At 67.9% G+C, this 25,540-nt stretch carries 19 protein-coding genes and 1 riboswitch; of the genes, 10 read left to right on the top strand and 9 right to left on the bottom strand.

The window, feature by feature from the left end:
- Positions 1-72: 72 nt before the first annotated feature.
- The 3 genes from AX730_RS07045 (at position 73) to AX730_RS07035 (ending at position 7,447) form a co-directional block, all read left to right on the top strand.
- Positions 73-1,212, top strand: a complete 1,140-nt coding sequence (locus AX730_RS07045; RefSeq protein WP_062353990.1) for an efflux RND transporter periplasmic adaptor subunit — start codon at positions 73-75, stop codon at positions 1,210-1,212.
- A gap of 4 nt (positions 1,213-1,216) precedes the next feature.
- On the top strand, positions 1,217-4,390 hold the full coding sequence (locus tag AX730_RS07040) for an efflux RND transporter permease subunit (protein WP_062353987.1): 3,174 nt from the start codon (positions 1,217-1,219) through the stop codon (positions 4,388-4,390).
- A gap of 81 nt (positions 4,391-4,471) precedes the next feature.
- Positions 4,472-7,447 carry a ligand-binding sensor domain-containing diguanylate cyclase gene (locus AX730_RS07035; protein ID WP_157074142.1) on the top strand — a complete coding sequence of 992 codons (2,976 nt, stop codon included), beginning with the start codon at positions 4,472-4,474 and terminating at the stop codon, positions 7,445-7,447.
- Positions 7,448-7,464: 17 nt separating this feature from the next.
- On the opposite strand, the gene AX730_RS07030 is transcribed toward AX730_RS07035, so the two are convergent.
- The 9 genes from AX730_RS07030 to ilvC form a co-directional block, all read right to left on the bottom strand.
- Positions 7,465-7,797: a hypothetical protein gene (locus tag AX730_RS07030; RefSeq protein WP_062353981.1), complete on the bottom strand. Its 333-nt coding sequence runs from the start codon at positions 7,795-7,797 to the stop codon at positions 7,465-7,467.
- A 73-nt stretch (positions 7,798-7,870) separates the two neighbouring features.
- Positions 7,871-8,959 (bottom strand): 3-isopropylmalate dehydrogenase, encoded by a 1,089-nt coding sequence (gene leuB, locus AX730_RS07025; RefSeq protein ID WP_062353978.1) that lies wholly within the window; start codon positions 8,957-8,959, stop codon positions 7,871-7,873.
- A complete protein-coding gene (gene leuD, locus AX730_RS07020; protein ID WP_062354005.1) occupies positions 8,949-9,530 on the bottom strand; it encodes a 3-isopropylmalate dehydratase small subunit in 582 nt (193 codons plus the stop codon). Before leuD ends, leuB begins: the two co-directional genes overlap by 11 nt.
- On the bottom strand, positions 9,530-10,951 hold the full coding sequence (gene leuC / locus AX730_RS07015; RefSeq protein WP_062353975.1) for a 3-isopropylmalate dehydratase large subunit: 1,422 nt from the start codon (positions 10,949-10,951) through the stop codon (positions 9,530-9,532). Before leuC ends, leuD begins: the two co-directional genes overlap by 1 nt.
- Before the next feature lie 44 nt (positions 10,952-10,995).
- Entirely contained in the window at positions 10,996-12,549 is a 1,554-nt protein-coding gene (locus AX730_RS07010) for a 2-isopropylmalate synthase (protein ID WP_062353972.1), read from the bottom strand.
- Positions 12,546-13,682 carry a threonine dehydratase gene (locus AX730_RS07005; protein ID WP_062353971.1) on the bottom strand — a complete coding sequence of 379 codons (1,137 nt, stop codon included), beginning with the start codon at positions 13,680-13,682 and terminating at the stop codon, positions 12,546-12,548. The genes AX730_RS07010 and AX730_RS07005 overlap by 4 nt, the downstream gene beginning before the upstream one ends.
- A 72-nt stretch (positions 13,683-13,754) precedes the next feature.
- The gene (locus tag AX730_RS07000) at positions 13,755-14,027 is read right to left on the bottom strand and encodes an ACT domain-containing protein (protein WP_062353968.1); all 273 of its coding nucleotides are present in this window, start codon (positions 14,025-14,027) and stop codon (positions 13,755-13,757) included.
- On the bottom strand, positions 14,011-15,759 hold the full coding sequence (gene ilvG / locus AX730_RS06995; protein ID WP_062353965.1) for an acetolactate synthase 2 catalytic subunit: 1,749 nt from the start codon (positions 15,757-15,759) through the stop codon (positions 14,011-14,013). Before ilvG ends, AX730_RS07000 begins: the two co-directional genes overlap by 17 nt.
- Positions 15,756-16,763 carry a ketol-acid reductoisomerase gene (ilvC, locus tag AX730_RS06990; RefSeq protein WP_062353963.1) on the bottom strand — a complete coding sequence of 336 codons (1,008 nt, stop codon included), beginning with the start codon at positions 16,761-16,763 and terminating at the stop codon, positions 15,756-15,758. Before ilvC ends, ilvG begins: the two co-directional genes overlap by 4 nt.
- A gap of 368 nt (positions 16,764-17,131) precedes the next feature.
- Between ilvC and ilvD the strand changes: the two genes are divergently transcribed.
- The 7 genes from ilvD (at position 17,132) to AX730_RS06960 (ending at position 25,481) form a co-directional block, all read left to right on the top strand.
- On the top strand, positions 17,132-18,985 hold the full coding sequence (gene ilvD, locus AX730_RS06985) for a dihydroxy-acid dehydratase (RefSeq protein ID WP_062353960.1): 1,854 nt from the start codon (positions 17,132-17,134) through the stop codon (positions 18,983-18,985).
- 7 nt (positions 18,986-18,992) lie between these two features.
- On the top strand, positions 18,993-19,838 hold the full coding sequence (locus tag AX730_RS06980) for a phosphate/phosphite/phosphonate ABC transporter substrate-binding protein (protein ID WP_062353957.1): 846 nt from the start codon (positions 18,993-18,995) through the stop codon (positions 19,836-19,838).
- Positions 19,839-19,911: 73 nt separating this feature from the next.
- A complete protein-coding gene (locus AX730_RS06975; RefSeq protein ID WP_062353954.1) occupies positions 19,912-21,750 on the top strand; it encodes a methyl-accepting chemotaxis protein in 1,839 nt (612 codons plus the stop codon).
- A 31-nt stretch (positions 21,751-21,781) separates the two neighbouring features.
- Positions 21,782-21,882, top strand: a riboswitch (TPP riboswitch).
- 149 nt (positions 21,883-22,031) lie between these two features.
- A complete protein-coding gene (thiC, locus tag AX730_RS06970) occupies positions 22,032-23,918 on the top strand; it encodes a phosphomethylpyrimidine synthase ThiC (RefSeq protein WP_062353951.1) in 1,887 nt (628 codons plus the stop codon).
- A 93-nt stretch (positions 23,919-24,011) separates the two neighbouring features.
- Positions 24,012-24,614, top strand: coding sequence for a DUF4136 domain-containing protein (locus tag AX730_RS06965; protein ID WP_062353948.1), 603 nt, complete (start codon positions 24,012-24,014; stop codon positions 24,612-24,614).
- Positions 24,611-24,784, top strand: a complete 174-nt coding sequence (locus tag AX730_RS19115; protein WP_198147065.1) for a hypothetical protein — start codon at positions 24,611-24,613, stop codon at positions 24,782-24,784. The genes AX730_RS06965 and AX730_RS19115 overlap by 4 nt, the downstream gene beginning before the upstream one ends.
- A 7-nt stretch (positions 24,785-24,791) precedes the next feature.
- Positions 24,792-25,481 carry an ion channel gene (locus AX730_RS06960; RefSeq protein ID WP_062354002.1) on the top strand — a complete coding sequence of 230 codons (690 nt, stop codon included), beginning with the start codon at positions 24,792-24,794 and terminating at the stop codon, positions 25,479-25,481.
- Positions 25,482-25,540: the final 59 nt, after the last annotated feature.

Raw genomic sequence — 25,540 nt, 5'->3', positions numbered from 1 at the left:
ATACTAGACTACCCGGTTCGATATTTATACTATACCGCCAAGTCTACTAATTGAAATCGCAACGGAGCGGTCATGCGCCAGACGCGCTGGAACGGAGTGTTCGGAATCGTGCTGGTCGGCCTGGCCGGCTGCAGTGCGGAACAGTCAGTGGAAATCCCGCACCCCGCGCTCGTGGTGCAACCGGGAGGCGGCGCAGGGGCCGCACTCTCCGCGTATGCCGGCGAAGTGCGCGCGCGCGAAGAAAGCCCGTTGTCGTTCCGTGTCGGCGGCAACCTGGTCCGCCGCAACGTGAACGCCGGCGCGCGCGTGCGGAAGGGAGAAGTGCTGGCGGTGCTCGATGCGGGCGATTTCGCCTTGCAGGCGCAGGCGGCACAGGCCCAGCTGGCTGCGGCCGAAGCCGACCTCGTCCGTGCACGTGGTGACCGTGACCGCTATGCGACGCTGGTCGGCGACAAGCTGATCAGCCAGTCCGCCTACGACGCGCAGGTCGCGGCCTACCGCGCGGCGGAAGGCCAGGCGCGCGCCGCGCGGGCGCAGATGGACGTGCTGCGCAACCAGCAAGGCTATTCGCAGCTGCGCGCACCGCGCGATGGCGTCATCGCCAGCCGCCTGGCTGAGGCAGGACAGGTGGTGGCCGCCGGCCAGGCTGTCTTCACGCTGGCTGGTGACGATGGCCGTGAAGTGGCGATCGGTCTGCCGGAGAACCGCATCCGCGAGTTCAGCGTCGGCCAGCCGGCCGTCATCGAGTTGTGGAATGCGCCCGGCCAGCGACTGCCCGGCGCCATCCGCGAGATCGCACCGGCGGCGGACGCGCAGACGCGGACCTACGCTGCGCGCGTCACCCTGGTGGGCGAGGCGCAGCGGCAGGTCGAACTGGGCCAGAGTGCCCGCGTCTACGTGCAGGAGAACAGCAGCAAGGCATCGCTGAAGCTGCCGCTGTCGGCCATCCAGCGCGGCGACGACGGCAGGACGACGGTGTGGGTCGTCGATCCCGCGAGCGGCAAGGTGCGTGCGCAGGCCGTGCAGCTCGGCCCCTATGGCGAAGCCTCCGTGCCCGTGCAGGGTGGCGTGAAGGCCGGCGACTGGGTGGTGGCGGCCGGTGGCCACCTGCTGCGCGAAGGCCAGGTGGTCGCACCCGTGGACCGCAACAACCGGCCGCTGAAGCCGACCGTCGCCGGCGGTACCGCCAACGTCGCCTCGCGCTCGGAGTGACCGCATGCGCCGCTTCAACCTTTCCGAGTGGGCGCTGACCAACCGCAGCCTCGTGCTGTTCATGATGATCCTGCTGGGCATCATCGGTGCATGGTCGTACAAGCACCTCGGCCAGTCCGAGGACCCGCCCTTCACCTTCAAGGCGATGGTGGTGCGCACGGTATGGCCGGGTGCGACCGCCGAAGAAGTGTCGCTGCAGGTGACCGAGCGCGTCGAGAAGGCGCTGATGACCACCGGCAACTACGAGTTCATCCGCTCGTACTCGCGCCCGGGCGAGTCGCAGGTGATCTTCATGGCGCGCGATTCGATGAAGTCGAAGGACGTGCCGGGCCTCTGGTACCAGGTGCGCAAGAAGGTCGGCGATATTCGCGCCACCCTGCCCAGCGGCGTCATCGGCCCGTTCTTCAATGACGAGTTCGGCGACACCTTCGGCAACATCTACGCGCTGACCGGCGAAGGGTTCGACTACGCGGTGATGAAGGACTATGCCGACCGCATCCAGCTGGAACTGCAGCGGGTGGACGACGTCGGCAAGGTCGAACTGGTCGGCCTGCAGGCCGAGAAGATCTGGATCGAGCTGTCCAACACCAAGCTGGCCACGCTGGGCATTCCGCTCAACGCCGTGCAGCAGGCGCTGGAAGAGCAGAATGCGGTCACGCCGGCCGGCTTCTTCGAGACGCAAAGCGATCGCGTGCAACTGCGCGTCAGCGGCGAGTTCACCTCGGTCGACGAGATCCGCGAATTCCCGATCCGCGCTGGGGGCCGCACGGTCAAGCTGGGCGACATCGCGGAGATCACGCGCGGCTTCGCCGATCCGGCCGCGCCGCGCATGCGCTTCATGGGTCAGCCGGGCATCGGCATCGCGGTGGCGATGAAGGACGGTGGCGACATCCTCAAGCTCGGCGCGACACTGGAAGGCGAGTTCCAGCGCCTGCAGAAGACGCTGCCGCTGGGCATGGAACTGCGCAAGGTCTCCGACCAACCGGCTGCCGTGGAGGATTCGGTCGGCGAATTCGTCCGCGTGCTGGCCGAGGCCGTCGTCATCGTGCTGCTGGTGAGTTTCTTTTCGCTGGGCCTGCGCACGGGCCTGGTGGTGGCGGTGTCGATCCCGCTGGTGCTGGCGATGACGTTCGCGGTGATGCACTACTTCGGCATCGGCCTGCACAAGATATCGCTGGGCGCACTGGTGCTGGCGCTGGGCCTGCTGGTCGACGACGCGATCATCGCGGTCGAGATGATGGCCATCAAGATGGAGCAGGGTTTCGACCGCTTGAAGGCGGCCAGCTTCGCCTATGAGTCCACCGCGTTCCCGATGCTCACCGGCACGCTGGTGACGGCGGCAGGCTTCCTGCCCATCGCGACCGCGGCGTCCAGCACCGGCGAGTACACCCGCTCGCTGTTCCAGGTGGTGACGATCGCGCTGGTGGTGTCGTGGATCGCGGCGGTGTTGTTCATTCCCTACCTCGGCGACAAGATGCTGCCCGACCTGGGCAATCCGCAACCACCGAAGCCGGGATCGCTGGCGGCGCGCTGGCATGGGTTCCGTGCAGGACTCGCCGATCGCTGGCCGCAGTACGCCGGCATGCTGGCGCCGAAATCCCATGATGCGCACGACCACAATCCGTACCACACGCCGTTCTACCAGCGCTTCCGTGGCTGGCTGGCGTTCTGCCTGCGCCACCGCTGGCTGGTGATCGGCGTGACCGCGGCGGCCTTCGTGGCGTCGATTGCGCTGTTCCGCTTCGTACCGCAGCAGTTCTTCCCGGATTCCGTGCGGCCGGAATTGATGGTGGACCTGGAACTGGCGGAAGGCAGCTCGCTGAAATCCACCGACGCGCAGGCGCGCAAGCTGGAGAAGCTGCTGGCCGCGCGCGATGGCATCCAGAATTACGTGGCCTACATCGGCACGGGGTCGCCGCGCTTCTACCTGCCGCTGGACCAGCAACTGCCACAGGCGAACTTCTCGCAGTTCGTGGTGTTGACCGACGACATAGCCTCGCGCGAAGCCACGCGCCATTGGCTGATCGACGAGGTGGCACCGCAGTTCCCCGACCTGCAGTTCCGGGTGACGCGCCTGGAGAACGGCCCGCCGGTCGGTTATCCGGTGCAGTTCCGCGTATCCGGCGAGCACGTCGACCGCGTGCAGGCGATCGCACGGCGGATGGCCGACAAGGTGCGCGCCAACCCGCACGTCACCAATGTCAACCTGGACTGGAGCGAGCCGAGCAAGATCGTGCGGTTGCAGATCGACCAGGACCGCGCCCGCGCCCTGGGCGTCAGCACGGCGCAGGTGTCGCAGTTCCTCTCAGGCTCGCTGTCGGGGCTGAGCGTCAGCACGTACCGCGAGGGCAACGAGTTGGTCGAGATCCTGCTGCGCGGGCCGGAAGATGAGCGCACGCGGCTCGACCTGCTGGGCAGCCTGGCGGTGCCGACCAGCAATGGCGGCAGCGTGCCGCTGTCGCAGATCGCCAATCTGGAGTACGCCTTCGAGGACGGCATCATCTGGCACCGAGACCGCCTGCCGACGGTGACCGTGCGCGCCGACCTCAACAGCGACGTGGTGACCGCGCCGACGGTGGTGGCGCAGATTTCGCCGACGCTGGACGGGATCCGCTCCACGCTGCCGCAGGGGTACCTGCTGGAAACCGGCGGCACCGTCGAGGATTCGGGGCGCGGGCAGAAGTCCATCGCCGCCGGCATGCCGCTGTTCCTGCTTGCGGTGACCACGCTGCTGATGCTGCAGCTGCGCAGCTTCTCGCGGATGGCGCTGGTGTTGCTGACCGCGCCGCTGGGCCTGATCGGCGTGACGCTGGCGCTGCTGGTGTTCCGGGTGCCGTTCGGTTTCGTCGCCATGCTCGGCACCATCGCGCTGGCGGGCATGATCATGCGCAACTCGGTGATCCTGGTGGACCAGATCGACCAGGACATCCGCGCGGGTCACGACCGCTGGCACGCGATCATCGATGCGACCGTGCGTCGCTTCCGCCCCATCGTGCTGACGGCACTGGCGGCGGTGCTGGCGATGATCCCGCTCTCGCGCAGCGCGTTCTTCGGGCCGATGGCGGTGGCGATCATGGGCGGCCTGACCGTGGCCACCGTGCTGACGCTGTTCTTCCTGCCAGCGCTGTATGCGACCTGGTTCAAGGTTCGGCCCGAAGAGCGCGGCACGGCGTCATAGCGGCCACGCAGGGGGCTTCAGGAAGCCCCCCGCCGCAGCCGATACTGGGGCGGTCGAAGCCCTCCGGACCCCGTGCCCGCCGTGCGCTGCCTGTCCCGCCTGTTCACCACCGGCCTGTGCCTGCTGGTCCTGCTCATCGGCGCCCCCGCGTGGGCGCTCGACCCTGCGCGCAAGGTGGACGAATACACGATCGCGCGCTGGACCATGGAAGACGGCTTGCCGCACAACCTGGTGCACACCATCAGCCAGGACCGCGACGGCTACGTCTGGACCGGCACCTGGGAAGGCGCATCGCGTTTCGACGGGCGTCGCTTCACGTCCTACGGCGCCGGTGCCGTGCCGGGCCTGGAGATCGAAGGGGTACGCGCGGTCACGCCGCATCCGCAGGGCGGCATGGTGCTCAGCCTGGGCCGGGTCGGACCAGGTGTGCTGCGCTTCCACGAGGGGCGCTGGCAGCGGCTGGCGGGACCGGCCGGCACGCTGGCGGACGTGTCGGTACTGCGGTTCGGCCCCGATGGGGTGCTGTGGATCGGCACCGACCACTCCCTGTTCCGGATGGGCGCTGCGGGCGACCTGCAGGAGATCGGCAGCACCCATCCGCGGCTGGCGAACGAACGCGTGCTGGCGATCCTGCCGCTGCCCGACGGGCAGGCGCTGGTCGGCAACCGGCACGGGCTGTTTCGCGTCGAGCGCGACCGCGCGACGGACTGGGGCGACCGGACAGCACTGCCGCATACCTCGGTGCTCGCCATCCAGTCCTCGCGCTGGGGCGGCATCCTCGTCGGCGGAAGTGCAGGCGTATGGCGGATCGAAAACGCGCGTGCCCAGCAGATCACCGGCGAGCGCGCAGAAGCCATGCTGGAAGATCGCAATGGCAACCTGTGGATCTCCACGCTCGATGGCCTGCGGCGCTACGCGCAAGGGGGCCATGAAACGCTGGGCGAACGTAATGGCCTGATGGGGCGGCTGGCGCCGGCGCTGTTCGAGGATCGCGACGGCCTGCTGTGGGTGGGAACCACCAACGGCCTGTATCGCATCTCCGACGGACCGGTGTTCGGGCTGGCGCGCAGCAGCGGCCTGCGCGACATCTATGTGCGCGCGATCATCGAACGGCCCGGACAGGGCGTATGGATCGGCCATCCGATGGGCGTGGACGTATGGCAGGCAGGCCAGAGTCGCGCCGTGCCCCTGGCGTTCGATGGCAAGACGGATCCTTCCGTCCTGTCGATGGCCAATGCGCGCGACGGCGGGCTTTGGATCGGTACCTACGACCAGGGCGTGATCCACCTGCCTGCCGCCGTCGACGGTGTGCAGGGGTCGCCGTGGCGCATCGACGAGACGGATGGCCTCCCGTCCAGCCATGTGCGCGCGCTGCTGGAGCGTGCGGACGGCTCGCTGTGGATCGGCAGCAATGAAGGCGTCACCGTGTATCGCGATGGCCGCATCGCACGCCATTACGACGCGGACGACGGGTTGCCGGCCGGCAACGTGTACATCCTCTACGAAACCGCACAGGGCGTGTTGTGGATCGGCACCAGCAACGGCATGGCGATGATGCGTCGCGATGGCACCGTGCAGGCGTGGATGCCGATGTCCGATTTCCCTGCCGTGGCGGCGTTCGACTTCCTCGCCGACCCGGACGGCAGCCTGTGGATCGCGTCCGACCGCGGCCTGCTGCACTGGCGCAACGGCGTCTTCATGCAGTTCGACCATCGCCAGGGCCTGCCGAACAACCGCCTGTTCCGGTTGCTGGAAGACGACAACGGCGATTTCTGGGCCTCCAGCAACCGCGGCGTGTTCCGCATGTCGCGAGCGGCGCTGACGGCGGTGGAAAACCGTCATCTGGCGCGCCTGCCGGTGGAGGCGTTCACCCACGCCGACGGCTTGCCCAGCAGCCAGGCCAATGGCGCGTCTGCGCCCGCAGGCTGGCCGATGCGCGATGGCAAGCTGTGGTTTGCGACGGCGAACGGGATTGGCGTGATCGATCCCGACGATGCGCGGCGCCAGCGCGCGCAGGGCGTGACGCTGGTGATGGAAGCGGTCGAGGTCGATGGCCGCGTGCTGCCCCTGCAAGCGCGCTATGCGCTGGCGGCAGACACGCGGCGCGTGGTCATCCGTTTCACCGGCCTGAACCAGCGTGCGCCGGAACGCCTGCGCTATCGCTACCGGATGGTCGGCTTCGACCGCGACTGGATCGAGACGGACAACGGCATCGCCCACGACGCGGTCTATACCAACCTGCCTGCCGGGAAGCTCCGCTTCGAAGTCCAGGTGATGAATGCGCCGGCCGACTGGAGCAAGCAGGACGGCGTCGTGACGCGCACGATGGACCTGGACAAGGCCGCGCCGTGGTGGCTGCGGGCCTGGGCCGTGGCGATCTACGTCGTGTTGCTGGGCCTGGTGGGCTGGGCCGTGCTGTTGCTGGCGATGCGTCGCCACCGGCATCGCCAGCGCCGGCTGGAGGCGCTGGTGGAGGCGCGGACTTCGGAACTGAGCGACAAGAACGCGCAGCTCGAACAGGCGGGCGAAGCGCATGCACGCCTGCTCGAACAACTGGCCTACCAGGCGCGCCACGATCCGTTGACACGACTCGCCAACCGGCGTGCCGGCGACGCATTCCTTGCCGAAGCCCTGGAGGTCAGTCGTCGCGAAGGGCGTCCGCTATGCGTCGCCCTGCTGGATATCGATCATTTCAAGGCGGTCAATGACCGGTATGGCCACGCGTTCGGCGACGACGTGCTGTCGCAGGTGGCTGCGCTGGCGGAACAACTGGCAGGTGGCCACGAAGACGTGCTGATCGCACGTTACGGTGGCGAAGAGTTCCTGGTCTGCCAGCAATTGCCATGGTCCATCGCGCGTGCGCGCCTGGAGATCCTGCGCGAAGGCATCGCCGAAGCCGACATCGACACGCCGGATGGCGGCAGCCTGCGTTGTACGGTCAGTATCGGCGTGGCCGAACTCGGCGCCGGGCAGGACCTGCGCGACCTGCTGCGGATCGCCGACGAGCGTCTTTATCGCGCCAAGCAGCAAGGGCGCAATCGCCTGGTATCGGGATAAGCCGCCGGTTGGCTGCGTCAGCGTCCCGCGAAGCGCGGGACGCTCGTCTCGTCTTCGCCAACCGTTTCGGTATCGGTCACCAGCGCGTTCCCGAAGCCACCTCTACTGCGGTTGTACAGCAGGTACACCGGCGTCACGTTGCGCAGCAGGTCGATCGCGTTCTGGAAATCATCCAGGTGGTAATGCAGCTGCGGTTGCGTGCCGTTCGATCCGTCCTGCGGCAAGACAGCGCCATCGGCATGCAACCCCCGCGGGCCGATGCGCGCGCCGCCCGTCAACGGGCCGATGCAACGGCGGAACGTCTTGGCCGAATGGATGACGCGGCATTTCTCGATCTGCGTCCTCGGCATCGTGCCGGTCCTGTGCGTGCATCCCCTGCTTCTCCAACAACACAGGCGATGCTGCGATCGGGTCGCACGCGCCTCAGTCGCGCAGCTCCGCCACGTAGCAGCGCGCCTGCATCTGCTCGAGCACGGCCTGCGTCGCCACCTGCGTGGATACACCGCGTCCGGCGGTCGCCAGGTCGTTGGTGAACACTTGCGCATTGAGCGCGCCGTCGACGGCGCGCTCAATGCAGTCGGCCTCTTCATGCAGGCCCAGCGAATGGCGCAGCAGCAGTGCGCAGCTGAGGATCGTCGCGTAGGGATTGGCGACGCCCTTGCCGGCGATGTCGGGCGCCGAGCCATGGATCGGTTCGTACAGGCCAACCTTGCCGTCGCCCAGCGACGCCGACGGCAGCAGGCCCAGCGAGCCGGCGAGCATCGAGGCCTCATCGGTCAGGATGTCGCCGAACATGTTCTCGGTGACGATCACGTCGTACTCGCGTGGCTTGGCTAGCAGGTGCATCGCCATCGAGTCGACCAGCTGGTGCTCCAGCGCGACATCGGGGAATTCCTCACGGCCGATGCGCGTGGCGACATCGCGCCACAGGCGCGAGGTTTCCAGCACGTTGGCCTTGTCCACCGACACCAGCTGGCTGCGGCGCTGGCGTGCCAGCTTGAACGCGCTGCGCACCACGCGCTCGATCTCGGTGACGCTGTAGCTGCACAGGTCGCTGGCACCGCGTGCATCGCGCGTCTTCTCGCCGAAGTAGATGCCGCCGGTCAGTTCGCGGACCACCACGATGTCGACGCCGGTCAGCAGGTGCGGTTTGATTGGTGAGGCATTGAGCGCAGCCGGATGCGGACGCACCGGGCGCAGGTTGGCGAACAGGCCCAAGCCCTTGCGCAGCGCCAGCAGGCCCTGTTCCGGGCGCACCTTCGCGTTCGGGTCCGACCACTTGGGGCCGCCCACGGCGCCAAGCAGGACGGCATTGGCCTGCTGGCAGCCGTGCAGCGTGGCCTGCGGCAACGGCTCGCCGTGCTTGTCGATGGCTATGCCGCCGATGTCGTATTCGTGGAAGTCGAAGGTGTGGCCGTGGCGCCGCGCCAAGGCGCGCAGCACGGTGACGGCGGCGGCGGTGACCTCGGGACCGATGCCGTCCCCGGGCAGGAGGGCGATGTCAGCGTGCATGGCGGGTGGCCTCGTAGCGTTCGATGTCGGTGTGGCGGGCCAGCAGGTAGCCCAGTTCGTCGACGCCCTGCAGCAGACAGGTCTGCGCGAAAGCGTCCAGCGGGAAAGCGTGGGTTGCGCCGTCGGGCGTGCGCAGCACCTTGGCGGCGACGTCGACGACCAGTTCGTCGTCCGGCCGCTGCATCAGCGCCTGCACGGTTGCCTCCGGCAGCACGACCGGTACCAGCCCGTTCTTCAGGCTGTTGTTGCGGAAGATGTCGGCGATCTCGCTGCTGACGATGGCGCGCAGGCCCAGGTCGGTCAGCGCCCAGGGCGCGTGCTCGCGCGAGGAACCGCAGCCGAAGTTGCGGCCAGCGAGCAGGATCTTGCGATCCGCGTTCTCCGGCTGGTTGAACGGGAAGGTCGGGTTCGGCGAGCCATCGGCCTGCCAGCGCCAGTCGTTGAAGGCGTTCTTGCCCAGTCCGGCGCGTTCGGTCGTCGACAGGAAGCGGGCGGGGATGATCTGGTCGGTATCGATGTTGGTCTGCGCCAGCACCACGCTCTGCGAGCGCACTTCGTTGAAGCCGGCCATCACGCCACCGCCTTGTGTGCGCCGAACAGGTCGCGTGGATCGCTGACGCGTCCGTTCACCGCGGCCCATGCCGCCGTGAGCGGCGAAGCGAGCAGCGTGCGTGCCCCCGGTCCCTGGCGGCCTTCGAAATTGCGGTTGCTGGTGCTGACGGCCAGTTGTCCCGGCGCGACCAGATCGCCATTCATCGCGATGCACATCGAACAGCCGGATTCGCGCCATTCCGCACCCGCTTCGCGCACGATCCGGTCGATCCCTTCGGCTTCGGCCTCGCGCTTGACGATCTCCGAGCCCGGCACGACCAGCATGCGCACGCCGGCGGCGACCTTGCGGCCGCGCAATACCTGTGCAACCTCACGCATGTCGCGCAGGCGACCGTTGGTGCACGAACCGACGAACACCACATCGACCGGCGTGCCTTCCAGTGTGTGGCCGGCGCTCAGGTGCATGTAGTCCAGGCCCTTCTGGTCGGCGGCGTCGACAGGCGCGGGAATCGGCGCGTCCACCGCGATCGCGGTGCCGGGATGCGTGCCCCAGGTCAGCGTCGGACGGATGTCGGCGGCGGCGACGCGAACGTCGGCGTCGAAGGTCGCGCCCTCGTCGCTGCGCAATGTCGTCCAATAGGCCACCGCGCTGTCGAAGGCATCGCCCTTCGGTCCACGCGGCGTCTTCGCCACCCAGTCGAAGGTGGTCCGGTCCGGCGCGACCATGCCGGCGCGTGCGCCGGCCTCGATCGACATGTTGCACAGGGTCATGCGCTGTTCCATGTCCAGCGCTTCGATGGCGCTGCCGCGGAACTCGATGACATGGCCGGTGCCACCGTTCACGCCGATCACGCCGATGACGTGCAGCACGATGTCCTTGGCGCCGACGCCGGCTGCCAGCGCGCCGTCGACCGTGATCGCCATGGTCTTCGGCTTGCGCTGCAGCAGGCACTGCGTCGCCAGTACATGGCCGACCTCGCTGGTGCCGATGCCGAACGCCAGCGAACCGAAGGCGCCGTGCGTGCTGGTGTGGCTGTCCCCGCAGACGATGGTCATGCCGGGCAGGGTGAAGCCCTGTTCCGGCGCGATGACGTGGACGATGCCGCGGTTCGGCGACGCCATGTCGAACAGTTCGATGCCGTATTCGGCGCAGTTGCGCGCCAGCGTCTCGACCTGCGTTTCCGCAGCCCGCGTGTAGTACGGCAGCTTGCCGTCCGGGCCGGCGGGCAGGGTCGGCGTGGAGTGATCCATCGTCGCCTTGGTGCGATCGGGGCGGCGCGGCGACAGCCCACGCGCCTTCAGTTCGGTGAACGCCTGTGGCGAGGTGACCTCGTGGATCAGGTGCAGGTCGATGTACATCACGGCGGGTGCCGCGTCGGTCTCGGGGACGACGACGTGGGCGTCCCACAGTTTGTCGAACAGGGTGCGTGGCGCGGTCATGCGGAATCCGGAGCTACGTGGAAGAGGGGAGTGGCGCACGCAGGTCAGGCGGCGGCCGCTTCCTGTTGTTCGGTACGGCGCTGGCGCAGCAGGCGGTTGGCCACGTCCAGCCAGGCCAGCGCGCTGGCCTCGATGATGTCCTTGCTGGTGCCGGTGCCTTCGTACTCCTCGCCGTCGCAGCGCACCGACAGGCTGGCCTCGCCGCGCGCATCGGCGCCGATCCCGACGCTGTGTACCTGATAGCTCTCCAGTTGCAGCTGCACGCCGGTGGCGGCCGACAGGGCACCGAACAGCGCATCGACCGGTCCGTTGCCCTGCGCGGTCTCGGAGATGCGGTTGCCGTCCGGATCCGACAGTTCGACCAGTGCATTCGCGCGGCTGCCGACGTCGCTGATCGTCATCGAGGCCAGGCGATAGCCGTCACTGACGGCAGCGTCCTGCATCAGCGCCTGCAGGTCGGCGTCGCCGACCACGCGCTGCCGCTCGCACAGGGCCTTGAACTGCTCGAACACCAGCTTCAGCTCGTCCTCTTCCAGCCAGTAGCCGAGCGCGCGCAGGCGCTGTTCGACGGCGGCGCGCCCGCTGTGGCGGCCCAGCACCATCTGCGACGACGGCCAGCCGACGTCCTGCGGCTGCATGATCTCGTAGGTGCCGCGGTGGCGCAGCATGCCGTGCTGGTGGATGCCGGACTCGTGAGCGAAGGCATTGGCGCCGACGATGGCCTTGTTGCGCTGGACCGGCATACCGACCAGCCGCGACAGCAGCTGCGACGTCGGCACGATGCGCTGCGTGTCGATGCGCGTGTCCAGGTTGTAGAAGGCGTTGCGCACCTTCAGCGCCATCACCAGTTCCTCGATGGCGCAATTGCCCGCGCGCTCGCCGATGCCGTTGATCGAGCCCTCCACCTGCCGCGCGCCGCCTTCGATGGCGGCCAGCGAATTGGCGACGGCCAGGCCGAGGTCGTTGTGGCAGTGGGCGCTGAAGACCACGCGATCCGCACCCGCCACCTTGGCGATGGCGCGTTCGAACATGGCGCGGATTTCCTCCGGCGTGGTGAAGCCGACGGTGTCCGGCAGGTTGATGGTGGTGGCGCCGGCGGCGATGGCGGTCGCGATGGCCTCGTGCAGGAAGTCTTCCTCCGTGCGGGTTGCGTCCTCGGCCGAGAACTCGATCTCATCGACGTGGCCGCGCGCCAGCCGCACGTGCGCGTCGATGGACTGCAGGACCTGCTCGCGGCTCATGCGCAGCTTGTGCTCGCGGTGCAGCGGGCTGGTGGACAGGAACAGGTGCAGGCGCGGCCTGGCGGAGGCGGACAGCGTACGCAGCGAGGTCTCGATGTCGCCGGGCAGGCAGCGCGACAGGACCGCCAGCGTGGTCTCGCGCAGGTCGCGCGCGATCAACGCATGCGCTTCGCGGTCGGACTGCGAACTGGCCGGGAAGCCCGTCTCGATGATGTCCACGCCCAGGTCGGCCAGGCCGCGGGCCATCACCACCTTCTGCTGCGGCGTCATGCTGCAGCCGGGGGATTGTTCGCCGTCGCGCAGCGTGGTGTCGAAAATCCGGATCTGCGCGGGGGCGGAATGGGTTGGTGTATTCACCAGATGGTTTCCTCGTGTACTTCTGTTGCCAGGGTGGCGGCCGGGTGACGGCGCGCACCGGTCTTTGCGGGGGATTTCGGGGTGGCCACGCGTGGTGCGGCGCGGCCGGTGGCAAGGGCGGGCTCGCCCTCCAACGTGCGCCGGCGTGGCTTGCGCGGTGGCCGCGGGCGCACATCGGACAGCAGTTGCGCCAGCACGGTGGCGTCAATGTTACCGCCTGACACGACGGCGCACTTGCGCTTGCCGGCCACGCGGCGACCGGCGGCCAGCGCCAGCGCGCCCGCCCCTTCGGCGATCAGGTTCTCTTCCAGCGCCAGCCGCACCAGCGTTTCGCGCAGCTCGGCCTCGCGCACGGTGACGACATCGTCCAGCAACTGCGTGCACAGGCGGCGGGTGATGAAGCCGGGCACCTTCACGCGGACGCCGTCGGCCAGGGACGCCACGGGATCGACGGGCGAGACATCGCCCTTCATCGCCCGGATCATCGAATCCACGCCTTCGACCTGCGCGCCGACGACGCGTACACCCTGCGACTTCAATGCCAGCGCGACGCCCGACGCCAGGCCGCCGCCGCCGATCGGCACGATCACCACATCCGGCGCGTGCGGCGCGATCTCGATGCCGACGGTACCCTGGCCCGCGATGACATCCGGGTCGTCGAAGGCGGACAGGAAGCGGTAGCCGTTCTGTTCGGCGAGTTCCCTGGCGAACGCAAAGGCTTCGTCGTAGCTGTTGCCATGCTGGCGCACGGTGGCGCCCCAGTGGGCGACGCCGGCGATCTTGGTTTCCGGCGCGCCGTGCGGCATCACCGTGATGGCCTGTACGCCCAGCCGGTACGCCGCCCAGGCCAGGCCCTGCGCATGGTTGCCGGCCGACGCGGCGATCACCGGGCGATGGTCGCCGCGCTCGCGCGCGGCCAGCAGCGCGTTCAAGGCGCCACGCACCTTGTACGAACCGGTGCGCTGCAGATTCTCCAGTTTCAGCATCACGCCGAAGCGCTCGGCATGGTGCATCGGCGTCGGCGGCAGGTACCGGCGCAGGCGCGCCTGTGCCGCCAGCACGTCGGCCACGGTGACGATGACGTCGCCTACGTCCGGTTCGTTGCTGGCGCGGGCGCGACCGGCATCAGGCATCGCGGCACGCGAACGGCTGATATCGAAGAAGACGCCTCCGGACCACGACGCCCGCGTTGGCGGGTGCGGCCTTCATGCGGCGTGGTCCTGCTGGCGACGGTCCCGGCTCAGTTCCTGCACGGCACTGAAGGACAGTTCCTCGACATCGTAGATCTTCAGCAACTGCTGGCGCAGGGTTTCCGGCGCACGGGTACTGTCGATCACGATCGCCAGTGCCCAATAGCCTTCGCTGTCGTGGGTCGCGTGTACCGCATGGGGCGGAAAACCGCGCCGCTCGATCATGCCCAGCACGCGCAGCAGGGCACCCTCGGCAGGTTTGAGCTTGAGTTCAAGCCGGTAACGCATTCTTCTTCTCCGGACCGTCGGCCGCGGCGGCAGGCTCGGTGACTGGTTTCACGGGATTGGCGTCCAGCATCGAGCTGTTGGCATGGTTCGGCGGCACCAGCGGCCAGACGTTCGCCTTGATGTCGATGGTGACGTGCAGCAGGGCAGGACCCGGCGTTGCCAGCAGGTCGGCCAGCGCGTCCTCGATCTGGTCGCGTGCGTCGATGTGGCGGGCCGGAATGCCGAACACGCGCGCCAGTGCAGCGAAGTCCGGGTTGTCGGACAGGTCGATCTCGCTGTAGCGCTCGGCGAAGAACAGCTCCTGCCACTGCCGCACCATGCCCAGCGCGCTGTTGTCGATCAGCACGATCTTCACCGGCAGCTTGCAGCGGGCGATCGTGGCCAGCTCCTGCACGTTCATCATGAAGCCGCCGTCGCCATTGACCAGGATGACGGTGCGGTCGGGGCACGCGAACTGCGCGCCCATCGCCGCCGGCAGACCGAAGCCCATCGTGCCCAGGGCGCCGCTGGTCAGGTGGTTGCGCGGATGGATGAACTTGCAGTGCTGAGCCACCCACATCTGGTGCTGGCCCACGTCGCACGCGATGATCGCGTCCGCCGGCGCCACTTCGCTCAGTCGCTTCAGCAGGCCGGGCGCGTAGATGTCGGTGCCGGGCGCGTCGTAGCGGAAGCCGAAACGCTCGCGGTTGCCCACGCAGCGCTTGCGCCATTCGTCGCAGGTGCTGCGTGCCGCCGTCAGCGCCTTCAGGCTGGTGGCCACGTCGCCGGGCACCGCGATGTCGGCGGTGCGCAGCTTGCCGATCTCGTAGGCGTCGGCGTCGATGTGCAGCACGCGCGCGAACGGCGCGAACTCGGCCAGCTTGCCGGTGGCGCGATCGTCGAAGCGCGCACCCACCACGATCAGCAGGTCGGATTCCTGCACCGCCATGTTGGCGGCGCGGGTACCGTGCATGCCCAGCATGCCCAGGTAGTGCGGATGGTGGGCGGGCAGCGCGCCGAGGCCGCGCAGCGTCAGCACGGTGGGGATCTTCGTGGCGTCGACGAACTGGCGGAATGCATCCACCGCATCGGCCAGGCCGATGCCACCGCCACCATAGATCACCGGCTTCTCGGCGCCGGCGATGGCGGCCAGCGCGTCGGCCAGCCTCGCGCTGTCCGGCGCCGCGATCGGATCGACACTGGCGGGCACGTGGTCGGGCAGGTGCGAGGCGTCGGACATCTGCACGTCTTTCGGCAGATCGATCAGCACCGGCCCGGGACGGCCCTCGCGCGCGATGCGGAAGGCTTCGCGAACCATCTCTGGCAGGTCGTCCACGCGCCGGGCGACGAAGCTGTGCTTCACGATCGGCAGGGTCAGCCCGAACACGTCCAGTTCCTGGAACGCATCGGTGCCCATCAGCGTGGTGGCGACCTGGCCGGTCAGGCAGACCATCGGCACCGAATCCAGCATCGCGTCGGCGATGCCGGTCACCAGGTTCGACGCACCCGGACCGGAGGTGGCCACGCATACGCCCACCTTGCCGCTGGCGCGTGCATATCCGTTCGCGGCCAGTGCCGCGCCCTGCTCATGGCGCACCAGGATGTGCTTGAGGCTGGAATCCACCAGCGCATCGTAGAACGGCATGATGGTGCCGCCCGGATAACCGAACAGCGTGTCCACGCCCTCGATTTCCAGGGCGCGGGTCAGCCAGCGGGCGCCATTGCGTGGGGCAGTGGCCGCAGCGGCGTTCATGCGGCGGCCTGCTCGTCTGTATCGGGTTGCGCGGCATTGGCCTGCAGCCACACCATCTTCGCGCGCAGTTCCTTGCCGACCTTCTCGATCGGGTGGTCCTTGTCGGCCTGCTGGAACTTCTTGTAGTTCGGCAGGCCGGCGTCGTACTCGGCCTGCCAGTTGCGGGTGAAGGTGCCGTTCTGGATGTCGGTCAGCACGTCCTTCATGCGCGCCTTGACGCTGGCGTCGATGACGCGCGGGCCGCTGACGAAGTCGCCGTACTGCGCAGTCTCGGAGATGAACTCCAGCATGCGGGTGATGCCGCCTTCGTAGAACAGGTCGACGATCAGCTTCAGCTCGTGCAGCACTTCGTAGTAGGCGATTTCCGGCTGGTAACCGGCTTCCACCAGCGTTTCGAAGCCGGCCTGCACCAGCGACGAGGCGCCGCCGCACAGCACGGCCTGCTCGCCGAACAGGTCGGTCTCGGTCTCTTCCTTGAAGGTGGTCGAGATGATGTTGGCGCGCGCGCCGCCCAGGCCGCCGGCGTAGGCCAGCGCGAACTGCTCGGCCTTGCCGCTCTTGTCCTGGTGCACGGCGTAGATGCAGGGCACGCCGCGGCCGATCTCGTATTCACGGCGAACCAGCGCGCCCGGGCCCTTCGGCGCAACCAGCACCACGTCCAGGTCGGCGCGCGGTTCGATCATGCCGAAGTGGACGTTGAGGCCGTGCGCGAACAGCAGCACCGCACCCTGCTTCATGTTCGGCGCCAGCACGTCGGCGTAGAGCTTCTTCTGCACCATGTCCGGCGTCAGCACGGCGACCAGCTCGGCGTCCTTCACCGCCTCGGCCGGCGCCTTCACCACGAAACCGTCGGCCTTGGCCTTCACCTCGGTCGGGCCGCCCGGGCGCAGGCCGACGACGACGTCGAAACCTGAGTCGCGCAGGTTCAGCGCATGCGCGCGGCCCTGGCTGCCGTAACCGATGACGGCGATCGTGGGATGCGGGAGAGCGTTGGCGGTGGTCATGTCGCGGATTTCCTGAGGGTTGAGGTGGAAGTAAAGGCTCTTAAACAAAAAAACCCCGCACTTCTCAGTGCGGGGTTTTGCGAATCTGGCGTTGCTTGTTGCTTACACGCCGGTCCGTCCCGCAGTTGTGGGCGAGGTAATAAGGACGAGTACGAGGACGGGCGCCGCAGCGGGTGCGGTCAGGTCGGTCCTCGTGGGCGTGTGGCGATGCAACATGCGGCAAGGGAAACATGCCGCTCGGAAGTGTGTCAAGCAATTCGGCAGGCTTTTCGACGATCGGATGATTTCACTCGATATCGTTGCAACTGAAACCGTGGAAAGCCAGCAGAATCAAGGCTTCCCACGTCGTCGCAGCACCGCTGGTTTTCATGCCCGAGTATCGTTCCAAGACCTCCACCCACGGCCGCAACATGGCCGGCGCCCGCGCGCTCTGGCGCGCCACCGGCATGAAGGACGAGGACTTCCACAAGCCCATCGTCGCCATCGCCAACTCGTTCACCCAGTTCGTCCCGGGCCATGTGCACCTCAAGGACCTCGGCCAACTGGTCGCGCGCGAGATCGAGCGCGTCGGCGGGGTGGCGAAGGAATTCGACACCATCGCCGTCGATGACGGCATCGCGATGGGCCATGACGGCATGCTGTACTCGTTGCCGTCACGCGAGATCATCGCGGACTCGGTCGAGTACATGGTCAACGCGCACTGCGCCGACGCGCTGGTGTGCATCTCCAACTGCGACAAGATCACCCCGGGCATGCTGATGGCCGCGATGCGGCTGAACATTCCGACGGTGTTCGTGTCGGGTGGTCCGATGGAAGCCGGCAAGACCCGGCTGGCCGACCACGCGGCGGAACAGAAGCTCGATCTGATCGACGCCATGGTGATGGCGGCCGATCCCAACGCCTCCGACGAACAGGTCGCCGCCGTCGAGCGGAGCGCCTGCCCGACCTGCGGTTCGTGCAGCGGCATGTTCACCGCCAACTCGATGAACTGCCTGACCGAAGCCCTGGGCCTGGCGCTGCCGGGCAACGGCACCGTCGTCGCGACGCATGCCGACCGCGAGCGGCTGTTCAAGCGCGCGGGCGTGGTGGCGGTGGAGCTGTGCCATCGCTGGTACGGTGGCGAGGACGCGTCGGCACTGCCGCGCGGCATCGCCACGTTCGAGGCATTCGAGAACGCGATGACGCTGGACATCGCGATGGGCGGTTCCACCAACACCATCCTGCACCTGCTCGCCGCCGCGCAGGAAGGCGACGTGCCGTTCGACATGCGCGACATCGATCGCCTGTCGCGGCGTGTGCCGCAGCTGTGCAAGGTGGCGCCGAACACGCAGAAGTACCACATCGAAGACGTGCACCGTGCCGGCGGCATCATGGCGATCCTCGGCGAACTGGCGCGCGGCGGACTGCTGCATACCGAGGTCGCGACCGTGCATGCGAAATCACTGGGTGAGGCGATCGCCAAGTGGGATGTCGCCACGGTCGACGACGAAGCCGTACACACGTTCTACAAGGCCGGCCCGGCCGGCATTCCCACCCAGGTCGCTTTCAGCCAGGCTACCCGCTGGCCGTCGCTGGACACCGACCGCGCCGAGGGTTGCATCCGCAGCGTCGAGCATGCGTTTTCGCAGGAAGGCGGACTCGCCGTGCTGTACGGCAACATCGCCGCCGCTGGCAGCGTGGTGAAGACGGCCGGCGTGGACGAATCGATCCACGTCTTCGAAGGCAGCGCCCGCGTGTACGAAAGCCAGGATGCGGCGGTTGCCGGCATCCTCGGCGACGAGGTGAAGGCGGGGGACATCGTCGTCATCCGCTACGAAGGTCCGAAGGGTGGGCCGGGCATGCAGGAGATGCTGTACCCGACGAGCTATCTGAAATCGAAAGGCCTCGGCAAGCAGTGCGCGTTGCTGACCGATGGGCGTTTCTCCGGCGGCACCTCAGGTCTGTCGATCGGCCACGCCTCGCCGGAAGCAGCGGCGGGCGGCGCCATCGGCCTGGTGCATGACGGTGATCGGATCCGCATCGACATCCCGCAGCGCTCGATCAGTCTGCTCGTGTCCGATGAGGAACTCGCCGCACGTCGTGCCGCCCAGGACGCGAAGGGGTGGAAGCCCGCGCAGACGCGTCCGCGCAAGGTCAGCACCGCGCTGAAGGCCTATGCCTTGCTGGCCACCAGCGCCGACAAGGGCGCCGTGCGTGACAAGGCGTTGCTGGATGGCGTCTGATAGGCGGATGCCATCCCGCTCCCTGTTCGTCTGCCTGTTGATCGCGTTCGCATCGCCGGTCTTCGCGGAGAAGACCGCGCCGACGCCGTGGGTCGTCGCCACCTACGCGTACCCCGAGCGTGACCGCATCGCGGCGATCCAACCGCTGGCCGACTACCTGGCAAAGCGCGGTCGCCATCCGGTGCAGGTGAAGCTGTTCCCGTCGCCGACGGCGCTGGTGCAGGCGATGCGGGAGGGCCAGGTCGATGTCGCGGTGCCCAACCTGCATGGCTACCTGCAGGCACGGCGCGACATCGCGCAGGTCACCACGCTGCCGGTACCGCAGGTGCCGGCGTTGCAGGCGGATCGCTATCGTGCGGTGCTGGTGGCGCGCGATGTCGCATCGTTCGCCGAGGTGAAGGCGAAGGCCGGCAGGCTGCGGCTTGCGCTGGTCGGTGGCGACTCCGCATCCGGCGGCTTCGTGCCGGCGCGGTATCTGCGCAGCCAGACACTGGATCCCGCCAAGGCATTCGCATCGGTCATCTATTCGGGTTCGCACGCGGCCGCGTTGCAGGCTGTCGTCGAGGGGCGTGCCGATGTGGCCGCGCTGGCGGGCGATGTCTACGACGCATCGCGTCCCGACGGTGTCCGTGAACTGTGGCGCTCCGATCCGATCCCGCCGGGTCCGTTGTTGTGCCGCGCGACGACCGACGTGCCGTGCCAGGCCATGGCAGCCTGGCTGCTGGATGCGCACCGGGAAGATCCGGGCGTGATGACCGCCCTGCGCGTGGGCTGGCCCGAATTCGGCGACGCCACCATGTTCGTTCCTGCCGACGCTGCAGAGCTGTCCGAGGTGGCATTAACCCAGGACTGAGCACCGGTCCCGCCTGAACAGGCCTCTCAACTCACATCTCTTCCGGCCGCTACCGATAGACGGAGGAGGGGGCATGGCAGCGATCGAAGACAGACAGGCCGACAGCGTGGCCGGAGAGGGCGTCCTGCCGGACGCGCCGGTGGGACTGGTGCGCCTGGACGCGGCAGCCCGGGTGGTAGCCGCCAATCGTGCAGCCTGGGATCTGCTGGCCGTGTCGCCCGACGCGTTGCTGGGCCAACCCTGCGAGCAGCTGTGGGGCTTGCCGGCCGAGGTGTTGAACGACGAAGAAGGCAGCTGGTGCGCGCCCGGCAACGATCCTGCCCGCCGCATCCGCTACCAGGCCGACCGCGATGGCGGAGGCTGGCTGCTGTCGCTGCCGCATCCGGAGACCGCCGCGCTGCTGCGTGACGCCATGCGCCTCGCGCAGGGAGAGATTCCCGCCATCACCACGCCGGCCCTGCGCGATGTCGCGCAACGCCTGGCCGACGCCGCCACCGAGCGCGCGCTGCTGGAGCGCATCGGCGGCCTGCTCGGTGGCTGCGACCTGGATCTGGCCTTGCCCGATACGCAGGCCGCGCACCCGCTGTCGCGGCAGATCGCGGCCGGTTTCGGCAACCTGGCCGAGGCGATCCGCCAGGCGGTGGCGCTGTCGGTGCAGGTGGCCGCGGAAGTGCCGCACCTGGTCGGCGACAACGATGAGCTGCTGACCCAGTCGCAGGCGCAGGTGAGTGCGCTGGATACCGTGCTGGATTCGACCCGTCGTCTTCTGCAGGGCCTGAAGGGCGCAGGCGAAGAACTGCAGGCGGTCATCGCCGTCGCCGCCAGCGCCGATGCCAGCGCACGCCAGGGCGTCGCGGCCGCACGCCAGCTGGGCGATGCGATGCGCGAAGTCGAGCGTCGCTCCGCGCGCGCCGGTGAAGTCATCGAAGTCATCGACGCGGTCGCGTTCCAGACCAACATCCTGTCGATCAACGCCAGCATCGAGGCCGCGCGCGCGGGCCCGGCCGGGCGCGGGTTCGCCGTGGTCGCCACCGAGATCCGTCGCCTGGCCGAACAGGCTGCCACCGCGGCACGCGATGTCCGCGTGATCCTCGACGAAAGCGGTCGTGCGTTGAACGAGAGCGCGGCCTCGGCCGAAGCCACCGGGCAGGTGCTGGGCGGCATTGGCGACCTGCTGGCGCGCGCCAGCCAGGCGATGGAATCCGTGGTCGAGCGCGTCTCCGCGCAGGACCAGGAAGTCATCGCGATCGATGCCGCCGTCGATCGCGTGGCCGCCCTCAGCCGCAGCAATCTTGAACACGCGGACCAGGTGGCCGCGCGTGGCACCGCGCTGGCGCAGGGCACGGACACGCTGCGCGATTGCGTAGGCCTGTTCCGGTTGCCGGTCGATCCGCTGGGCCACCGCCGCCATGCCCGCGTGCGCGATCTTGCACAGGCCGCCGCCTCGCGCATCGGCGATGCGCTGGAGGAAGCGGTGCAGCAGGGGCGCCTCGATGAGGCGGCGCTGTTCTCCCGCGACTACGCGCCGGTACCGGGCGTCGAACCCGCCAAGTTCACCACGCCGTTCGATGCGCTCTGCGATGAACTGTTGCCGCCACTGCAGGAACCCGTGACCGCGCGCCATCCGTGGATCGTGTTCGCCATCTGCGCGAATCCGGATGGCTATGTGCCCACGCATAACCTGCGCTTCACCCAGCCGTTGACCGGTGATCGTGCGAAGGACCTCGTCGGCAACCGCACCAAGCGCATCTTCGCCGACCGCGTCGGCCGCAGCGTGGGTGCCCATACCGATCCGTACCGCCTGCAGGTCTACCGGCGCGACACCGGCCAGATCATGTTCGACCTGTCGGTACCGGTCTTCGTCGGCGAGCGGCACTGGGGTGGCTTCCGCGTGGGCTACACGCTGGAGTGACCTCGCCGCCCCGGCGTTTGTGGTCTAATTCGCGGCGAAGCGGGGGTATCGCCGGCCTGGCCGGCGATTGAGACAGACCCTTCGAACCTGATCCGGTTGAGACCGGCGTAGGGAAGCTTCGCAGGATGCGCCGTGTTGCCGTTCCGCCCGCCAAGGGCCCGCAATCCGTCCGCCGCCGCGCCGCCGCTTCGTCCCGTGACGCGATCCCTCGCGTCCCGTTATGCGAATCCCTCGCAAGAGCCCGCACATCCATGTGCGGGGATTCAAAAAGGACGAAGCCGATGAATGCCATTCCCAAGCCCGCCACCGACCTGCTGCAGCAGACCGGCCAGCTCTCCGAATCCGTCACCCGGCCGATCCCGGGCTCGCGCAAGATCTTCGTCGAGGGATCACGCCCGGACCTGCGGGTGCCGATGCGCGAGATCGCGCTGACCCAGACGCCGACGATCTTCGGCGGTGAATCGAATCCGCCGGTCACCGTCTACGACCCCTCGGGCCCGTACACCGATCCCGATGCGCACATCGACCTGGCATCGGGGCTTGCAGCACTGCGCACGAAATGGATCGAAGAGCGCGGCGACACCGAACAACTCGATGCACTGAGTTCAACCTTCGGCAGAGGGCGCGAGCACGATCCCAAGCTCGACGCGGTGCGCTTCCCCAACCGCGTGCTGCCGCGTCGCGCGAAGGCCGGCGCCAACGTCAGCCAGATGCACTACGCCCGGCGCGGCATCATCACGCCGGAGATGGAGTACGTCGCCATCCGCGAGAACCAGCGGCTGGACGCGGTGCGCGAGGCGCACCTGCTGGCGCAGCACCCGGGCGAGAGCTTCGGTGCAAGCATCCAGACGTTCATCACGCCGGAGTTCGTGCGCGACGAGATCGCGCGCGGTCGCGCCATCTTGCCCAACAACATCAACCATCCCGAAAGCGAGCCGATGATCATCGGCCGCAACTTCCTGACCAAGATCAACGCCAACATCGGCAACAGCGCGGTGTCGTCGGGCATCGCCGAGGAAGTGGAGAAGCTGGTGTGGTCGATCCGCTGGGGCGGCGACACGGTGATGGACCTGTCCACCGGCAAGCACATCCATGAGACGCGGGAGTGGATCATCCGCAACTCGCCGGTTCCGATCGGTACCGTCCCGATCTACCAGGCGCTGGAGAAGGTCGACGGCCGCGCCGAGGCGCTGACGTGGGAGATCTTCCGCGACACGCTGATCGAACAGGCCGAGCAGGGCGTGGACTACTTCACCATCCATGCCGGTGTGCTGCTGCGCCACGTGCCGCTGACGGCGAAGCGCGTGACCGGCATCGTCTCGCGCGGCGGTTCGATCATGGCCAAGTGGTGCCTGGCGCATCACAAGGAGAACTTCCTCTACACGCACTTCGAGGACATCTGCGAGATCATGAAGGCCTACGACGTGGCCTTCTCGCTGGGTGATGGCCTGCGTCCGGGCTGCATCGCCGACGCCAACGACGCGGCGCAGTTCGGCGAACTGGAAGCGTTGGGCGAGCTGACCAAGATCGCGTGGAAGCACGACGTTCAGTGCATGATCGAAGGCCCCGGCCACGTGCCGATGCAGCTGATCAAGGAGAACATGGACAAGCAGCTGCGCGAGTGCGGCGAGGCGCCGTTCTACACGCTGGGTCCGCTGACCACCGACATCGCGCCGGGCTACGACCACATCACCAGCGCGATCGGCGCGGCGATGATCGGCTGGTTCGGCACGGCGATGCTCTGCTACGTGACGCCGAAGGAGCACCTGGGCCTGCCGAACCGCCAGGATGTGCGCGACGGCATCATGGCGTACAAGATCGCCGCGCACGCCGCGGATCTCGCCAAGGGCCATCCCGGTGCGCAGGTGCGCGACAACGCGCTGAGCAAGGCGCGCTTCGAATTCCGCTGGGAGGACCAGTTCCACCTGGGCCTGGATCCGGAGAAGGCGAAGGAGTTCCACGACGAGACGCTGCCCAAGGACGCGCACAAGCTGGCGCATTTCTGCTCCATGTGCGGGCCGCATTTCTGTTCGATGAAGATCACCCAGGACGTGCGCGACTACGCGGCCGAACACGGTGTCGAGGAGCAGGCGGCGCTGGAGGCCGGCATGGCGGAGAAGTCGGCGGAATTCCTGGCCCAGGGCGCGCAGGTGTATCGTCAGGGCTGACCGGGCAGGGGCGGTCGCATCCGTTCCGGGCCTGCTGCCGTACAGTTCACGGGACGTCCGCCATGATGGCGGTGTCCCGACAGGAGCACGATCATGGCCCGTTTCGCCCGCAATGCCGGCCGCTGGATGGCCGCCGCCGCTGTCCTCCTGCTGGCGGCCTGTGCCACCGGCCCGCGCGTCACCAGCGATGTGGATCCGTCCGCCAACTTCGGCCAGTACCGCAGCTTCGCCTTCTATTCGCCGCTGGTGATCGAGGGGCAGGGCTACGCCACGCTGACCAGCGGCCGCACCAAGGAGGCCGCGCGCAGGCAGATGGAGTCGCGCGGCTACGTGTACGACGAGAAGGCGCCGGACCTGTGGGTGAACCTCAACGCCTACATGCAGGAGAAGACCGACGTGGTCAGTACGCCGGACGTCGACTACGACTACTACTACAGCTACCGCGCCCATCGCTACGTGTCGGTGCCCCACTGGCGCGACCGCACCGACGTCTACAAGTACACCGAGGGCACGTTGAACGTGGACCTGGTGGACGCCAAGCAGAACCGCCTGGTCTGGACCGGCGTGGCGGTCGGTCGCGTTGGCCGGACGACACCCGAAGAACGGGGTGCGAAGATCGATGCCGCAGTCGCCGACATCTTCCTGCGCTATCCCTATCGCGCCGGTGCCGGCGCGCCGGTGCCGGTGGCGAAGTGAAAGGAACCGGCGCTGGCAGCGGCATCGCGAAGGCGGGCATCGGCTTCGGCACGGCGCTGGCCATCACCATTTCGTGGAGCGCGAACAAGTCGTTGTTGTGGGCGGTGATCCACGGCCTGCTGTCGTGGATCTACGTGGCGTATTACGCGCTGGTCCACCACTTCAAATGAGATGCGCATGACCACCTGGGCCCGATTGCGCTGGATGGTGACGGCGCGGCGGCATCCCTGCGCGTTCCTGCTGATCGTGCAGCTGGCCGGCATCCTCCTGTACCCGGTGATGGAAGACACGCAGGCGGGGCGCGCGCTGTTCGGTGCGTTCGGCATTCTCGTGCTGGCGCTGGCGTTGTGGGTGGTCAACCGCGGCACGGCGGTGAACTGGATCGCGTGGTCGCTGGCAGTGCCGTCGGTGCTGCTGTCGGTGTCGTCGGCGCTGTTCGACCAGCCTTCGCTCGGCATCTATGCGCACGTGCTGGAAAGCGGTCTGTACTTCTATACGGCGGGCAGCCTGATCGCCTACATGCTGCAGGACCATTCGGTCAGCAGCGATGAACTGTTCGCCGCCGGGGCTACGTTCACCCTGCTGGCATGGGCGTTCGCGTTTTCCTTTTCGGTCTGCCAGCAGTGGTACCCCGGCAGCTTCACCGCGGCGGTCGACCCGCAATCGCCGCGCAGCTGGATGGAACTGTTGTTCCTGAGCTTCAGCCTGCTGTCCGGCGTCGGCCTCAGCGACGTGGTGCCGATCCTGCCGCAGGCCCGCGCACTGGTGATGCTGGAGCAGTTCGCCGGCGTGATGTACATCGCCGTGGTGGTCTCGCGGCTGATCGGACTGACGATCCTCAAGCTGCCCGCGCGCAAATCCGAATGAGCGCCCGCGGCACATAAAAAATTCGCGCCTTGCGGCGCGAATGTTGGAGCTTGTGTAGT

It is taken from the genome of Pseudoxanthomonas mexicana (assembly GCF_001556105.1).
In the GTDB taxonomy this organism is placed as follows: domain Bacteria; phylum Pseudomonadota; class Gammaproteobacteria; order Xanthomonadales; family Xanthomonadaceae; genus Pseudoxanthomonas_A; species Pseudoxanthomonas_A mexicana_A.
This window is presented reverse-complemented; position numbering and strand designations above follow the sequence as displayed.